Raw genomic sequence first — 15,277 nt, forward strand, 5'->3', positions numbered from 1 at the left:
CGCCTTATTCAGATGCAACTTTACCATGCGGCAGCAAAATAGCATCTAGAACTTTAATGCAAAGATCCATGACAACTGTTAAATCATGCTCTTTCGCGTAACTAGCCGCTTCTTCATTGATCACGCCTTGCTGCAACCAGATTGCTCCAGCCCCAACAGACACCGCATCTTTGGCAACATCTAAGCAATATTCACTCCGACGGAATACGTTGACGATATCAATGGCTTCAGGAACCTCTTGCAAAGTAGCGTAACATTTTTCGCCCAAAATACTTTCTGCCTTTGGGTTAACCGGTATGATACGGTATCCTTTTGCTTGCATCGCTTTGGCAACCATATGCGACGTGCGTGTTTCGTCTTCTGAAAGACCAACAACAGCGATTGTGTTGGCGTTGTTAAGTAATTGCTTAATTTCTTGCTGATTTGGATTTTGATGAGTAGTCATTTGTATACACCTCGGTTTAGTAAGACTTGTCCATGTTGTAAATAATTAAATCCATTCTACCTGCGCACCTAATGCAGTTAAGTGATCAAAGTATTGTGGGTAAGACTTCGCAACATGATGTGCATCTTTAATTCGGATTGGCTGTTTCGCTCTTAGGGCTACAACGGACAACGCCATAATAACACGGTGGTCATAATGCGCATCGATTGAGACGCCACCCTCTACACCTTCTGGACGACCATGGACGATAATTTCTGCCTGACGCTCTTCTACATTAGCCCCTGCCTTACGCAGCTCATTCAAGTAGTCTGTAATTCGATCACATTCTTTATAACGAAGATTTTCTACATTGTAGAAGCGAGACGTCCCGTCAGCAAATACAGCAGCCGCAACCATAGCAAGTACCGCATCCGTAGCAGCATCTCCATCAAACGTAACTGCACTCAATTGCCCGTTCCCCTGAACTCGCACTACATTGTCTTCATGCGTTAAAGGAACGTTCATCATTCGCAGCACATCTACAATAGCACGTTCCCCTTGCTTACTGTCCTCTGTCAGTCCGCGCAATGTAACATCGGAAGGCACTACAGCAGCCGCTGCCAATATGGCAGCAGAGCCAGGGTAATCCCCCTGTACACGGTACGTACGCGCTGCATAGCGCTGGTTGCCTGGTATGCGGTATGACATAAGATCTTCACTTGCCTCAATTATGATACCTGCTTCCCGAATAACTTCCAGCGTCTGACCGACGACAACTTTGGACTTCAGGTCATCTGTTACTTCGATCGTGCTATCTTCAGGAAGAAGCGGCGTTAGGAACAATAATGCACTCAAATATTGAGAGCTTATATTACCAGATACCCGAATAGCACCACCTTTAAGCTTACCGCCCTTAATTGTAATAGGCAACTTCCCATCCTGATGCTGTAGCTCAGCACCAAGCTGTTCTAAAGCATCAATTAGATCATGATGCGGTCTTTTACCTAGTGAATCAGGATAAGCATTAATAAAGTGTACCTCTGGTAGCAAGGATGCGATACCCATTAAGAAACGAAGCACCGCTCCTGCGTTACCTACATCGAGCTGCTTAGAAGCAGGTTGAAGCACAGGTTGCGCCCCAAATCCCTTGATAACGATCTTTGTATCATCCTCATCAAGCGTTGCACCAAGGTCACGAAGGCAGCGACGCATCGCATCACTATCTTCGCTGTGTGCAGGATAATAGATTGTGCTTGTACCTTCTGCCAACGCAGCAACTAGTAAATATCTTGTCGTATAGTTTTTAGATGATAGGGCTTGAATATCCCCCTGCAAACGCGAAATTGGATTAACTATGATATCCATCTAAAACACTCCTCTTCGTGCCTAAACCTCCATTACAACTGGATGTTCCAAAGGCAAGTTTGATTTGACAAATTTATAAAGGATGAATATGATAACGGGGAAAGTATACTATAGGCATTGGTCTAGTTGAACGATGTAATAACATGGGAGGCAACATAACATGCAACCAGTCCCTCAAATGGCAGTTGATACGCTCAAAGCTAGATTAAATAACGGTGAAGCGATCCAGTTGATCGATGTGCGAGAACATGAAGAAGTCGCACATGGCATTATACCTGGTGCCAAGCATATCCCAATGAACGATATTCCGAATCGTATCGATGAGATTGATCCTCTTGCAGAAACGATTTTCATCTGTCGAAGCGGATATCGCAGCGAACGTGTGTGTGAATATTTACAGCAAGTCGGAATCAATTGCGGCATTAACTTAGAAGGCGGCATGTTGGCGTGGGCTGAGATTGAAGGTCCAATAGCATAATACTATGCTTGTCCACTCTCCTCATATTGCGCAAATTGGCGGTAGTAGGCTACAATCTCTTCCGCCAACTGCTGTACATGACGATTGTCTGTCTTCACACTCAGATGGGCAAAATCATACTTTCCTCTACGTTGTTCCATAAGTTCACTGACTCTCTTCGACGCTTCACCTTGTAAAAGTGGACGATTGCGATCATTTTGCACACGCGAGACGATTGTGTGCTCGTCAGCTGTTAAGGCGATCACACAACCGCTATCCAGCATGACTTGGCAATTTCCTTCACGCAGTACTGCTCCACCGCCAGTTGCCAATACAACTGGAGAAGTAAATTCCGATACTTTGCCAAGCGCCTCAGACTCATAGTTTCTGAAGGCATCTTCTCCTTCTTCTGCAAAGATATCCGGAATTGATCGACCAGCTAAGCGAATAATTTCTTGATCAAGGTCTACAAAAGGATATGCAAGCTGCTCAGCTAAATACTGCGCTACTGTAGACTTGCCCGTACCCATAAAGCCGATTAAGATTAGGTGATTTCTCTTATCGTGTATATGCATACTATATCTCCTACTCCACATAAACTGCCCATATGATAACATAGCATGAAACAGTTAGACAATGGATACGTATAAAACAAAACTATTCTACGTAAACATAGTAATACTCAGAACATGTAACAATCCAATATACGTGACAATCAATTATACAACTTGTATCGTATCAGCCTATTAATAGGAGTGAACAGACGATGTCTCCATCCCAACTGCCTTCATCCAATGGACGAGCGCTTTCTACTGCCAATCGTATGGCACAAATTCTTGATTCTTCACATCCATTGTGTAAAGACGACATTTTATGGGCTTTAAATATGGTCAAGCAGAAACTTGCTCAGCCAGATGCACATGTTGATGCTCTAGATCCTGAACGACTGCGCCGTAACTTTCGATACTTCGCAGAAATATCTACGTTGATGCTCAAACGCAACGGAAGATACGGTCAAGAAAGCGAGCGCTTGCGATATTATTTGTCCGAAGCAGCATATGGGCTTTGGAACACAACATCATCTGCCAACAAAGATACACCATCATGAGTAATACATGTCTACTCCTATCAAAGACTATCCATGAACAATCACACGATGATAAACAACGCCGAGCCCTAGGGCTCGGCGTTGTTGTCTATTATTCGTTAGTGAGCCAGTTGTAATGGAACGAACCTTCGCGGTCCACACGCTTGAACGTGTGAGCACCGAAGTAATCGCGCTGTGCTTGCAGCAAGTTAGCTGGCAAGCGCTCTGTACGGTAGCTGTCATAGTATGCCAATGCAGCCGAGAAGCTAGGTACTGGAACACCGTAAGCAATTGCAGAGCCAATCACTTCACGCCATGCATCTTGATACTTCTCTACGATCTCTTTGAAGTAATCGTCCAACAACAAATTCTTCAATTCAGGATTCGTATCATAAGCCTCTTTAATATTGTTAAGGAATTGAGAACGAATGATGCAACCGCCGCGGAAGATTTTTGCGATGTTGCCGTAGTTCAAATTCCAGTTATACTCTTCAGATGCTGCTCTCATTTGAGCCCAGCCTTGCGCGTAAGAGATGATTTTGCTTGCGAACAACGCTTTGCGTACTTTCTCAACGAATTCCGCTTTGTCGCCTGTGAATGGCTTATGCGCTGGACCAGACAATACTTGGCTTGCCGCAACACGTTCTGCCTTCATAGCAGACAAGAAACGAGCGAATACAGACTCTGTAATCATAGTCAATGGAACGCCTAGATCAAGCGCACTCTGGCTTGTCCATTTTCCTGTACCCTTTTGACCAGCTTCGTCCAAGATAACATCCACCATTGGCTTGCCTGTTTCGTCATCATATTTGGAGAAAATATCAGCTGTAATTTCGATTAGGTAGCTGTCTAGCTCACCTTTGTTCCACTCTGTGAAGATAGAGTGAAGTTCCTTCTCATCTACCCCTACAACTGTCTTAAGAAGGTGATACGCTTCGCAAATGAGCTGCATATCGCCGTATTCAATACCGTTATGAACCATCTTCACATAGTGACCTGCACCGTCTGGACCGATATACGTACAGCACGGCTCATCGCCAACTTTAGCAGAAATAGCAGTCAAGATTGGCTCAACTAACTTATATGCACTCTCTTGTCCACCTGGCATAATCGCAGGACCGATAAGAGCTCCTTCTTCCCCGCCGGATACGCCAGAACCGATAAAGCGGAAGCCTTTCTCCTCCAAATACGCGCTGCGACGCACTGTATCTGGGAAGTAAGCATTTCCTCCATCGATAATGATATCGCCTTGGTCTAGATGTGGGAGGAGAGATTCGATTGTTGCATCTGTTGCTTTACCAGCTTGAACCATGATGAGAATCTTTCTCGGTGCTTCAAGCGATTGAACAAACTCCTCGATTGTATATGTAGGCGTAAGCTGTTTGCCTGGCGCTTCACTCATAAGCGCATCTGTCTTTTCGCGGGAACGGTTGAATACCGATACCGAATAGCCGCGGCTCTCAATGTTCAGAGCCAAATTCTTGCCCATGACTGCAAGTCCGATGACACCGATTTGTGTTTTTGCCATATTGGTTCTTCCACCCTTTGTTCTTTATTTAGATAAATTACTGTATAACATTGTTATTGTACCCTTTTTGCATGGAGAAGTGAACCCCTCGTCAAGATCATAAATCAAATGAATCTCCTCATAGAGGATACTTGTCCAGTCACTATGCACACAATAAATCACCCTAGCCGCTACACATCACTTTTCAGCAATGCGTCAGGCAGGGTGAAGAGAATCTTGTAATACTTACCATTCCAATTGAATCATCTCACAGCGAAGCTGACTTAGCCTTGCTTTACACTGCTCCATCTGGTCAATATCTTCTAGCCTCAACGCTTCGGACAGTTCTGTCAATGTTTCATCAATTTCAATACGCATCATATCCATTCGTTCTTCTGCTCTCGTAGATAGAAAAGTTTGCATCATTTCTTCTGCCGAAACAGTCGGACGTTTTTGAAATATGACTTTTTGCTCCAGCCCACATATTTCTACTAAGCGAATCCGCTCCCCAAACATAATGTTTTCCACAAATATATGACGATCTTTAAAGCGCTTAACTACTGCGTGACCACGCGCATCTCCAATGAGCTTCTCCATAAATTCAGACAATCGCTCGTCACGCAGCGTATAATCACCCACGATTTTATATCTCTGCTGAATACGCTGAAAACGAAGCTTCACGAGCTTTCTGCCTGTTCGAATGGAGATAATGAACAATGACTCATTCTCACTCCAGTACAGCGAATATCCTTCTCGGATAAGATCGCGGATCAGGTCCTGGATTTGCCGCCGGTCAAAGCGTAACTCCAGATTACAATATTCCACTTCATCGCTGCGATTCACGGCAAATACCTCCTTGCTAACTTCGACTGTAGTTCATCATATGACGGTGCAACTTGGATTATTGACTGGAAATTTAAGCGGAACCAATGAAAATTGAACTTTTCTTCTCAGCCTTGCAGCCTCGTCTCATGTCTCTTCAATTTTAAAAATGTGATAAAATAAAGATATTCCTTTTCCAATGACAGCACTATGGGGTGTTTATATACCTAGCTACTGCAATCGCAAAAGAAATACGAAGGAGACTAGACGATGACGTTTAACGGTTTTGAATCATCAGATTTTGCAACGTTTCACATTGAAGGATTAGAGCAGCGGATGGAGGGTATTCGCACTCGCATTCAGCCAAAATTTCGCGCAATCGGTGAACAGCTTGTTGCAGATGCGTCCGTGTTTGCTGGGCAGGAAATGTACTTGCACATTGCTCAGCATGCTCGCCGCAAAGTTAATGCACCAAAAGATACATGGATGGCAATTGGCCCTAACAAACGAGGCTATAAAGCTTTGCCGCATTTTCAAGTTGGATTGTTCGACGATCATTTGTTTATTTGGCTCGCATTCATCTATGAAGTTGAGAATAAGAAACAAATCGCAGAGCGTCTCTTAGCTCAATCTGACGAACTTATAAATACCCTCCCTAATCATTATGTCTTGTCCATGGACCATATGAAAAAAGATGCAGCTAAAATTACAGAACTTACGGATGAGGAACTACAGACGACGTTAACCCGCTTCCGTGACATCAAATCCTCTGAATGGCTAGTTGGTCTCCATCTGAAACCTAACGATCCTATCTTGCAGGATGGACAAGCCTTTATAAAGCTCGCATCAGATACGATTCATACACTAATGCCGATCTATAAAGCTGCAAATATATAACATCACTTTTTTTACGAATAACGCAACTACACCTTGCACGGATTAAACTCCACGCACGTAAAAGGGCTGTCCTAGCAGGAAATAAACACCTGCAGAGACAGCCCTTTTCTATATCGTATTCATTAGTGTACGTACTTAACCGAATTAAGATATTGTCGTGTTAAGCGAAGAAGTTTGGTCTAAGGAGTTAAAGCGGATAACTAGTGCTACTGCAGCAATCGATAATACCGCTCCGATAATAAATGGCATATTAGCGTTCCAGTTAAATACAGCAGTTGCTAGTGCTGGTCCAGCGATACGCCCAAAACTATCCATCGATGAGTTAAGTCCAGATGCAATACCTTGGCTGACTGTTGTCTTCTGGGTAATCAACGATGTGACACATGGTCGAATCAATGCATTCCCGATACCAAAGATGCATAGGAAAATCGTTGCGTTAACTATCGTAGATGAGAATAGTAAAAGTACAAAGCCTAGCGCTGAAATGACAAGTCCAGCCATAATGCCATACTTCTCTGTTCCCTTCTTAATATAGCGACGCACAATGCCACCTTGCACGAGAGCTCCTGCCAGACCGCAGAAGAAGAACATCCAGCCAATATCCCATGCTGTCGTACCTGGTATGCGCAGCATTTGAAAATACATCAACGTAGCTTCAAGTCCGGCCAACGTGAACGTGACAAAAAAGGAAAGCACGTATAAATATTTCATCCGTCCCGTAAAGGCAGTCCATCTGGATGGCGACGACATGGTGCTGGACATACGCTTCTCAACAGGTAAGGATTCCTTCAATACCAACGCTCCAAGAACGGCTGTTATAAACGTAAGAATTGCCGCTGCATAAAACGGAGCTGCTGAACCACCAACTTCACTAATGATACCACCGAATGCGGGGCCGAAGGTGAAACCTAAACCAATGGACACCCCAACATAAGCCATCCCTTTTGTACGCTGTTCATCTGTTGTAATATCTGCCACATAAGCTACAATTACTGCCGTGACTGCCCCTGAGAACAAGCCCCCTAATATTCGGGACGCATACATAAGCCACAGCATATCCGTGCCAATCGCAAATAACAAATAACTTACACTAAATCCACTAATACCGATTAAGATGATTGGTCTGCGTCCAACGCGTTCCGACCAAGCCCCCCAGATCGGCGACACGATAAAGGCCACAAGCGAATAAATCGAAAGCATCCATCCTAAATGCATCTCATTGGCCCCAGTATCCGTTATTGTCATTGGCAATACTGGGATAACGATACCGAAACCAATAAATACCATCATTAGCATGAGCATGACGACAGTTAGTTGTTTATTCATACACTTTCCCTCCGTAAATCCCATCGTACCACAATTTTCATGGCAACAAAATGAACAAACTTCGAATATACCGGAACTGCTTTCTAGCGATGTCGTCGACTGCTGTTGTAATTTGTTCTTGCATTCCGGGGGGTTTTTGTTAAACTAATCCTTGTTTCTTTTAGCCGTCCCCTATTTAAGGAGACCGGCATTTCCATATGAAAGGTTGTGAGACCGCGATGGACCATCATCGAACTCCACTATTTACAGCATTGACGAATCATGCATCCCGCAACCCTGTTCAGTTCCATATACCTGGACACAAAAAAGGCGCAGGAGCAGATGAACAATTCCGTAATTTCATCGGTGAGCAAGCATTTTCTATAGATTTGATCAATATTGCTCCCCTCGATGATTTGCACCAGCCTACTGGTGTAATTGCAGAAGCGCAGCAATTAGCAGCTGACGCCTTCGGTGCCGATTATACGCTGTTCAGCGTACAAGGCACAAGTGGAGCTATCATGACGATGATTATGTCCGTATGCGCTCCTGGAGACAAAATTATTGTTCCGCGCAATGTGCATAAATCGATCATGTCAGCGATTATTTTCGCTGGGGCTAAGCCGGTATTCGTATCTCCGGCACGAGACTCCAACCTGGGGATCGATCACGGTATTACAACGCGTTCCGTGAGACGCGCCTTGGAGAAGCATCCTGATGCCAAGGCAGTGCTTGTCATCAATCCAACTTATTTCGGCATATGTGCCAACTTAAAAGAGATTGTTGATCTCGCACATTCCTATGATGTACCTGTACTTGTCGATGAAGCACATGGGGTACTCATTCATTTCCATGAGGATTTGCCAATGTCAGCTATGGAAGCTGGTGCCGATATGGCAGCAACAAGCGTCCATAAGCTGGGGGGCTCTATGACACAGAGCTCTATATTAAACGTAAACACGAAAAATGGCCTCGTCCATATGCATCGTGTCCAAACGATTATTAGCATGTTAACTACAACTTCAACGTCCTATATTTTGCTTGCTTCGTTAGATACGTCTCGTCGAAACCTTGCGTTGAACGGGCATCAAATCGCAGAAACAGCGATTAAGCTGGCACAAGGAGCAAGACAAGCCATCAATGAGATACCAGGGCTGTATTGCTTCGGAGATGATATATTGGGCGGAGAAGCTACACATAGCTATGATGCAACGAAGCTGACTATCCATGTACGCCATCTTGGCATTACAGGATATGAGGTGGAGAATTGGCTGCGCGATCGTTTTAACCTCGAAGTTGAGCTGAGTGACATGTACAACATTCTATGTCTTGTCACACCTGGAGACTCAGAGGAAACCGTAGGCATCCTACTCCATGCACTTCAAGTTCTATCGCAAGAACATTTTGAGCGAAAAGAAGTACAAGAACTGGTCGTCAAAATTCCAGAAATCCCACAACTATCGCTCATTCCGCGCGATGCGTTCTATGGGGATACAGAAGTTGTTCCATTCGAACAATCAGCTGGACGCATTATTGCGGAATTTATATATGTCTACCCTCCAGGTATTCCTATTTTGCTGCCTGGTGAAGTGATATCGCAGGAAAATATTGATTATATTCGTGATCATGTTGAGATCGGTCTACCAGTCAAAGGGCCAGAAGATCGTTATATTCAATATGTAAAAGTCATTCGCGAAGAAGAAGCAATATTTGAATAGTTAAAAAAAGATGATTCCTATGTGAAGTAGGAATCATCTTTTTTACATTATGATAGATGCTTTCATCAACATCGCAAATTTCTTTTATTGTCGGCATGTAAATAATTAACCGTCGGATAAATAAAACAAAGCCCCAAGTCGCCTTGGAGCTTTGTTCATCAAATATTACATTTGATCTTCGTCAATTAGCAACTCTTGATATGCTTGCTGAACACGATCCCACTCAGCATCATCTTCAATCGGGTTAAGAGCCATGCCCTCTTCATCTTCGTCCATACGGAAGATAGCACCGTCAGCTTCAAGGTTGTTGCGCTCAAGAAGAAGCGCGTATAGTTGATCTTCTACGTTAAATGTCTCGACAAGAACCATTTCTACTTCTTTGCCTTCGTCATCAATTAACGTTACAATAATCTCTTCATGAGAATGATCGTGGTCATGGTCGTGACCACAGCCGCAGTCATGTTTATGTTCGCTCATTATGCGGGTCTCCTTTTAGTACAAGTAGTGTAATACTACCGTATCGTATCACGTTATAGCCAACAGGTCAACGCGGAGGAGTGCATGTACAATATTATGTAAAATTGAAATGATTGTTTGTTTTATTTTATAGCTTCCACTTTGATCTGAGACAAAAGTGTAAAATCTTCATTCTTCTTTCTCATATAGCAATTGATTGTATATACACCTTTAGACTTAAAATCATACTTATATTCCTCAGAGCGGAACCAGAAGTTATCTTTCCCTTTAAGATCCTTTTCCTGAATCGTTGACGTATTTCCCTTCGGATCGGTAATGGTCAACCGAATGGCATCGACCTCTGTCTTCAAACTATCAACTTGAACGAGTGCAGAGAAAGAAGTACGACCTGTCTCTACTTTGCCAAAAGGATTCTTCCCTTGGAAAAGAAGCATGTGAACATTAGGCTTCTCCACATATAATTTCTTTGTTTTCTCGTCGAAATGTACGAATGCTTGTAACGCATCCTGCAGTTGACGCACAGAGACATAAGTCTTGCCGTCAATGATGTATCCTCCGTCAGCTAACGCCTCGCCATTTAAAGTAACACGCATGTTATCAGCTTCAGCGTGCGCAGGTACTGCAGATAAAAGTGTTCCACCGAACATCATCCCTGCTAGTACAAGTGCAGCAATTCTCCTGCATTTCATTTCTGTTAACCCCCAACTGCTTTGATGTAAATGTATACTCTACTTTTACAGGAGAGTTGCGCTTGAAATAATAACAGAATTGTAACTTTTCATTTTACAACGACCTGATCATTTTATCAAATTCAACCGATCAAGAATGACGATTAGCCGATATACATCTAAAGAGGCGTGCTCTGGATCATGAACAATTCCGCTGCGAACAGCCTTGTCCATACTTGACTTTGCCCAAGTTGGTATTTCCGCAAGACTATTTGCTTGTTCCAGTTGCTTGATTCGCTGCTCAGCTACTATCAATTTATTTTTTAACTCATTCACCTCATTTCTCAGCTCCTGCATTTTTTTCTCCTCCTCATCCGTTTTCGCTAATTCTTCGTATAGTCGTGTCCAAGGAAACTTCGGCCCCGGGCAGTTCGCTTTACGAACAGGATCAACTTGAAAATGACCGATGACATAATTGCGATTCAATCGTATTTCATGACCATATTCCCGCTTCACATAATCCCGAATATAGCGATGCAACTGTACAGAAGCCTGAAACTGCTCTTCCGTCAAATCCCCATCCATTCCTTCATGCTCAATGGAAACCGCATATTGATTAGGATTGTAAGGCTTACTACGTACAACCGGTGACAAGGCGTTCGGTATCTTGTCCAAAGCTATACCTTGTGCCCATGCCGCTTGTTCAATCGCCACATATTGATGAATATCTCCTCGCTTTGAAATACCAAAATGAGCAGAAGAGACTTTATTGTTTGGACTTGTAAACCATGAATCCATACTGGACATCGTGCCAGCAGAAATATGATCAACAATGATTGAAGGAACTTGTCCCTTGCGAGAGCTACTATTGGTGTACTCATTTCCTTTCCACACCATTTTCATGCGCGTTGTCCCTCCTTCCATACCTGCTTAACTCCTGTGAATAACCCACTCCTTTTATGCTGTCGTTTCACTTGAAGCAAGAGCTACCAACTTCTCTATGAACTATCATATTCATGCTAGAATACGTTCGCTTGTGTGCTAACCTAGCCCATGATACATTAGAAATATTGTTGAATTGGATTGAACAGAGGAGGACTATATATGACTGTTAAGCTGCAAATGCTTGGAACCGGGAGCGCCTTCGCTAAGCAATATGCCAACAATAATGGGATCATCAGCACTTCCTCTACGAAGTTGTTCATAGATTGCGGAATTACAGCTCCTCTAGCCTTACACCAATTAGGACTAACATTCGATCAACTAGACGGGGCCATTATTACGCATCTACATGGAGATCACGTTGGCGGACTTGAAGAATATGGGTTTCAAATGATGTTCCGGTATAAACGCAAGCCTAAGCTGTACATAGCAAATACACTCGTAGAACCGTTATGGGAGCATACTTTAAAAGGCGGGATGAGTCAGCCTGGACTCGAATGCTTAGAAGACGTATTTGATGTACACCCGCTCGTACCCGAAACAAGCTATGTCATTGACGATGAATGTTCTATCCGTCTTATCCAAACCCCGCATATTCCGAATAAGTACAGTTATTCTTTAGTAGTAAATGAGATTTTTTTCTACAGTGCGGATATGCGCTTCCAACCTCAGCTGCTAGAACAACTCGTACAACAGGGGATTTCCTCCATCTGGCATGATTGTCAGCTTATTGGAGCAGGCGAGGTACATGCAACCATAACAGAATTGCTATCCCTTCCACCTGCTACTCAATCGCTTATTTCATTAATGCATTATGGAGATGAACGATCGGAGTGGGAAGGAAGAACAGGCTTGATGCCATTCGTAGAGCCTCATCACGTATATACGATCGTGACTTAAGCTGCAATGGACTGAACCACCGTGCGACTGAGCATCTTTTAGCACTATAAACAAAAAGGGGATACCTACCTTCATCATGAATTAGATGACGGTGGATATCCCCTTTGCGTTATGACCTTACTTTATCCTTATATAACTATCGTCTGAAGCCTCTGTTACGAATGGACTGAGCATATTCGTGTAGTACAGATGCAATTCATGCATAGCTCGTGTACACGCGGTATAGAACAATTTTCGCTCATTATCTTTGCTATATCGATCCGATGAAGCATCAAATAGGATAACTGCATCAAATTCTACACCTTTTGCCAAATAGGCTGGAATGACAACGACACCGCCTTCAAATACCGATGTCTCTTTGTGAACGAGCCGAATAGACAACTGCGATGCTAGCAACTTGTGCGCTCGCTTGCTTTCCGCTGTTGTTTTACAAATAACAGCTATAGACTCATAGCCTTCTTGCTGCATTTGGCTTATTTGCGCCACGATACGCGTAGCCCGTTCCGCTTCATCTGATACATACGTTACAGTTGGCTTATTGCCATCTCGATTAAATGGCTCGATTTCCTGTCCACCTTCTATAAACTGACGTGTAAATTCAATAATCGGCCTTGTCGAGCGATAGCTGCGAGCTAAAACAATCATTTCTGTCTCATTTTTATTATAATGAGCCAACATTGCCTGGAGCCCATTGCTCATACCTGTATGTGTGAATATCGCCTGATTGAAATCACCCAGCACCGTTAATTTACTCCGTGGAAACATACGACGAATGTAAAAATATTGATAGGGTGAATAATCCTGCCCTTCATCAATAAATACATGTCGTATATTCGTATTCACCTGTACACCTTCTAGTCTGCCCTGCAAATCAAGGAAAGGTGTAGCATCCTCATATGGCATCATCTTATCCTTTAATCTCGTGACCGTATCGCTTGCAATTCGCTCCCACTCGGCAGGTCGTTCTCCATCCGAGTACAACTGTTCCATACTGACGCCATCTTCAAACAATTGTATATAAATACGCGATAAATCTATGAACTCTAGCTTCTTAACCATGTTACGTAAAGGCTTGAAATGTTCCTGTACAAGTTTAGCAACCAGCAAATTCCGTTCCGCATCAAAGTCATCAAACGCTTCTTCATCCTCATGCTTGCCGCGTCTACGTTTCAGCTCTTGATGCGCCCATAAATAGTCTTCTTTGTCCAATAGCTCAACGGCATCTTCCACCCAAGTTTTGTTCCTCTCCTGTTTAGCAATGTCCGTTAATCGCTTAAGGAGCCAGTCTTTCACGATTTCAATCCGATTAGGCACGGAATAGGAACTGTCTAGCGAATAGAAGTACTCCCCCATCTCCTCACCTGCAATAATAACTTTGTCGTGGAATGTCAAATCCTTAAATTTCAGTCCTTGCTGACTAAGGTAATCAACATATCGCTTAATAACAGCCAAAAATACCGTTGAGGATTTGTAATGGATACCCTGCAAGCGAGCTTCATACTCAGGCTCATTCATTGCAGAATATTCGTACTCCAACAATGTAAATGGATCTTCGACGACATATTCGTTTTGTAGACGATGCTCTAAAAACTCCTGATACGTCACCTGCTGCATATTTTCCTCACCAAGTTCAGGCAATACAGTCGACACATAATGATTAAACATCGGATTCGGTGAAAATAGCACGATCTGCTCCGCTTGTAACGTCTCTCGGTAACGATAGAGCAAATAAGCAACGCGCTGAAGGGCCGCAGATGTCTTTCCGCTTCCTGCTGCTCCTTGTACAACAAGCAGTCGGCTATGCTCGTTACGAATAATACGGTTCTGTTCTCGCTGAATCGTAGCGACAATGCTGCGCATTTGGGAATCCGCCTGCTTACCAAGCACTTCTTTTAACAGTTCATCACCGATTGTAACACCCGTATCAAACATACTTTTAATTTGCTCTCCACGAATAATAAATTGACGCTTCAACGCCAATTCTCCACTAATCGTGCCATCCGGTGTCTTGTATTCGGCTTTACCGGGTGGATAGTCATAGTACAAACTAGAAATAGGAGCCCTCCAATCATAGATTAAAAACTCCATTCCTTCGTCATCCAACAAAGATCCCGTGCCGAGATATATCTGCTCTGCCTTCAGCTCCCCCTTCTCTTGAAAGTCAATCCGACCGAAGTAAGGAGATTGCTGCAATCTGTGCAATATTTTTGCCTGCTTATGAGCACGTCTGTAGCTTCGTTCACGCTCTGACAAAAGCTCAGCTTGCTGCTTAATACTAGCTGCCGTTTCTGCCTCTTCGCTCGCATCTTCCATATTTACTGTAACGTCGTCCCAGAACGTTTGGCGGATGCTAACAACATCCCCTTTAACGAACTTGAGCTCATCCTGTAAACTATCTAGACGGTCGTCTATACATTCAAGCACGCGCACAACTCGCAATTGTTCCGCCTCAAATTGGTCATGATTGGTAGTCATTCCACCACTCCTTATATAAATAATTAAATTGTGTTGACAACAAGAGTCGAAAATGATAAGATATAATTAGGATAAAAATGATTGGATTCGAAAATCAATTGATGAATAGAATTATCTTAACATATTGTACAGCTTCATTCAATCGAATCGATTGGATTTTTTGTATTTTCATTAAATTAGATAACAACTTATAGCGGTGACATAGCGTCTCCGCTTTTTTAATGCCCATTTTC

15 protein-coding genes are annotated in these 15,277 nt (G+C 43.3%); 5 read left to right on the forward strand and 10 right to left on the reverse strand.

What is annotated here, in order from left to right; all coding sequences use genetic code 11:
• Positions 1 to 4: 4 nt before the first annotated feature.
• Both H580_RS0116550 and aroA read right to left on the reverse strand, forming a co-directional pair.
• Complete coding sequence (locus tag H580_RS0116550) at positions 5 to 445, reverse strand: CoA-binding protein (RefSeq protein WP_036605377.1); 441 nt, start codon at positions 443 to 445, stop codon at positions 5 to 7.
• 45 nt (positions 446 to 490) lie between these two features.
• Positions 491 to 1,789, reverse strand: coding sequence for a 3-phosphoshikimate 1-carboxyvinyltransferase (aroA, locus tag H580_RS0116555; RefSeq protein WP_028595770.1), 1,299 nt, complete (start codon positions 1,787 to 1,789; stop codon positions 491 to 493).
• Between the two features lie 160 nt (positions 1,790 to 1,949).
• Between aroA and H580_RS0116560 the strand changes: the two genes are divergently transcribed.
• Positions 1,950 to 2,267 (forward strand): rhodanese-like domain-containing protein, encoded by a 318-nt coding sequence (locus tag H580_RS0116560; RefSeq protein ID WP_028595771.1) that lies wholly within the window; start codon positions 1,950 to 1,952, stop codon positions 2,265 to 2,267.
• A 2-nt stretch (positions 2,268 to 2,269) separates the two neighbouring features.
• On the opposite strand, the gene H580_RS24595 is transcribed toward H580_RS0116560, so the two are convergent.
• Positions 2,270 to 2,821, reverse strand: coding sequence for a shikimate kinase (locus H580_RS24595; protein WP_245583582.1), 552 nt, complete (start codon positions 2,819 to 2,821; stop codon positions 2,270 to 2,272).
• Between the two features lie 191 nt (positions 2,822 to 3,012).
• Between H580_RS24595 and H580_RS24600 the strand changes: the two genes are divergently transcribed.
• Positions 3,013 to 3,354: a hypothetical protein gene (locus H580_RS24600; RefSeq protein WP_051217509.1), complete on the forward strand. Its 342-nt coding sequence runs from the start codon at positions 3,013 to 3,015 to the stop codon at positions 3,352 to 3,354.
• A 91-nt stretch (positions 3,355 to 3,445) separates the two neighbouring features.
• Here the strand turns inward: H580_RS24600 and gndA are convergent, their stop codons facing one another.
• Together gndA and H580_RS0116580 are read right to left on the reverse strand one after the other, a co-directional pair.
• Complete coding sequence (gene gndA, locus H580_RS0116575; protein WP_028595772.1) at positions 3,446 to 4,861, reverse strand: NADP-dependent phosphogluconate dehydrogenase; 1,416 nt, start codon at positions 4,859 to 4,861, stop codon at positions 3,446 to 3,448.
• A 225-nt stretch (positions 4,862 to 5,086) separates the two neighbouring features.
• Positions 5,087 to 5,683: a hypothetical protein gene (locus H580_RS0116580; RefSeq protein WP_028595773.1), complete on the reverse strand. Its 597-nt coding sequence runs from the start codon at positions 5,681 to 5,683 to the stop codon at positions 5,087 to 5,089.
• Between the two features lie 249 nt (positions 5,684 to 5,932).
• Here H580_RS0116580 and H580_RS0116585 point away from each other — a divergent pair, with 249 nt between their 5' ends.
• Positions 5,933 to 6,559, forward strand: a complete 627-nt coding sequence (locus H580_RS0116585; protein WP_028595774.1) for a YktB family protein — start codon at positions 5,933 to 5,935, stop codon at positions 6,557 to 6,559.
• Between the two features lie 144 nt (positions 6,560 to 6,703).
• On the opposite strand, the gene H580_RS0116590 is transcribed toward H580_RS0116585, so the two are convergent.
• The gene (locus H580_RS0116590; RefSeq protein WP_028595775.1) at positions 6,704 to 7,885 is read right to left on the reverse strand and encodes an MFS transporter; all 1,182 of its coding nucleotides are present in this window, start codon (positions 7,883 to 7,885) and stop codon (positions 6,704 to 6,706) included.
• Positions 7,886 to 8,103: 218 nt separating this feature from the next.
• Here H580_RS0116590 and H580_RS0116595 point away from each other — a divergent pair, with 218 nt between their 5' ends.
• Positions 8,104 to 9,582, forward strand: a complete 1,479-nt coding sequence (locus H580_RS0116595; RefSeq protein WP_028595776.1) for an aminotransferase class I/II-fold pyridoxal phosphate-dependent enzyme — start codon at positions 8,104 to 8,106, stop codon at positions 9,580 to 9,582.
• 165 nt (positions 9,583 to 9,747) lie between these two features.
• On the opposite strand, the gene H580_RS0116600 is transcribed toward H580_RS0116595, so the two are convergent.
• The 3 genes from H580_RS0116600 to H580_RS24605 form a co-directional block, all read right to left on the reverse strand.
• A complete protein-coding gene (locus H580_RS0116600; RefSeq protein WP_028595777.1) occupies positions 9,748 to 10,059 on the reverse strand; it encodes a DUF1292 domain-containing protein in 312 nt (103 codons plus the stop codon).
• 122 nt (positions 10,060 to 10,181) lie between these two features.
• Entirely contained in the window at positions 10,182 to 10,748 is a 567-nt protein-coding gene (locus H580_RS0116605) for a stalk domain-containing protein (RefSeq protein ID WP_028595778.1), read from the reverse strand.
• Positions 10,749 to 10,856: 108 nt separating this feature from the next.
• On the reverse strand, positions 10,857 to 11,630 hold the full coding sequence (locus H580_RS24605) for an N-acetylmuramoyl-L-alanine amidase (RefSeq protein WP_169449378.1): 774 nt from the start codon (positions 11,628 to 11,630) through the stop codon (positions 10,857 to 10,859).
• 201 nt (positions 11,631 to 11,831) lie between these two features.
• Between H580_RS24605 and H580_RS0116615 the strand changes: the two genes are divergently transcribed.
• Positions 11,832 to 12,569 (forward strand): MBL fold metallo-hydrolase, encoded by a 738-nt coding sequence (locus tag H580_RS0116615; protein ID WP_028595779.1) that lies wholly within the window; start codon positions 11,832 to 11,834, stop codon positions 12,567 to 12,569.
• A 117-nt stretch (positions 12,570 to 12,686) separates the two neighbouring features.
• On the opposite strand, the gene helD is transcribed toward H580_RS0116615, so the two are convergent.
• Entirely contained in the window at positions 12,687 to 15,044 is a 2,358-nt protein-coding gene (gene helD / locus H580_RS0116620) for an RNA polymerase recycling motor HelD (RefSeq protein ID WP_028595780.1), read from the reverse strand.
• Positions 15,045 to 15,277: the final 233 nt, after the last annotated feature.

It is taken from the genome of Paenibacillus assamensis DSM 18201 (genome assembly GCF_000422445.1).
In the GTDB taxonomy this organism is placed as follows: Bacteria; Bacillota; Bacilli; order Paenibacillales; family Paenibacillaceae; genus Paenibacillus_B; species Paenibacillus_B assamensis.

Excerpts from the sequence above, each read along its gene's own strand:
- H580_RS0116550 (WP_036605377.1), bottom strand. The coding sequence starts at position 445 with ATGACTACTCATCAAAATCCAAATCAGCAAGAAATTAAGCAATTACTT.
- aroA (WP_028595770.1), bottom strand. The coding sequence starts at position 1,789 with ATGGATATCATAGTTAATCCAATTTCGCGTTTGCAGGGGGATATTCAA.
- H580_RS0116560 (WP_028595771.1), top strand. The coding sequence starts at position 1,950 with ATGCAACCAGTCCCTCAAATGGCAGTTGATACGCTCAAAGCTAGATTA.
- H580_RS24595 (WP_245583582.1), bottom strand. The coding sequence starts at position 2,821 with ATGCATATACACGATAAGAGAAATCACCTAATCTTAATCGGCTTTATG.
- H580_RS24600 (WP_051217509.1), top strand. The coding sequence starts at position 3,013 with ATGTCTCCATCCCAACTGCCTTCATCCAATGGACGAGCGCTTTCTACT.
- gndA (WP_028595772.1), bottom strand. The coding sequence starts at position 4,861 with ATGGCAAAAACACAAATCGGTGTCATCGGACTTGCAGTCATGGGCAAG.
- H580_RS0116585 (WP_028595774.1), top strand. The coding sequence starts at position 5,933 with ATGACGTTTAACGGTTTTGAATCATCAGATTTTGCAACGTTTCACATT.
- H580_RS0116590 (WP_028595775.1), bottom strand. The coding sequence starts at position 7,885 with ATGAATAAACAACTAACTGTCGTCATGCTCATGCTAATGATGGTATTT.
- H580_RS0116595 (WP_028595776.1), top strand. The coding sequence starts at position 8,104 with ATGGACCATCATCGAACTCCACTATTTACAGCATTGACGAATCATGCA.
- H580_RS0116600 (WP_028595777.1), bottom strand. The coding sequence starts at position 10,059 with ATGAGCGAACATAAACATGACTGCGGCTGTGGTCACGACCATGACCAC.
- H580_RS0116605 (WP_028595778.1), bottom strand. The coding sequence starts at position 10,748 with ATGAAATGCAGGAGAATTGCTGCACTTGTACTAGCAGGGATGATGTTC.
- H580_RS24605 (WP_169449378.1), bottom strand. The coding sequence starts at position 11,630 with ATGAAAATGGTGTGGAAAGGAAATGAGTACACCAATAGTAGCTCTCGC.
- H580_RS0116615 (WP_028595779.1), top strand. The coding sequence starts at position 11,832 with ATGACTGTTAAGCTGCAAATGCTTGGAACCGGGAGCGCCTTCGCTAAG.
- helD (WP_028595780.1), bottom strand. The coding sequence starts at position 15,044 with ATGACTACCAATCATGACCAATTTGAGGCGGAACAATTGCGAGTTGTG.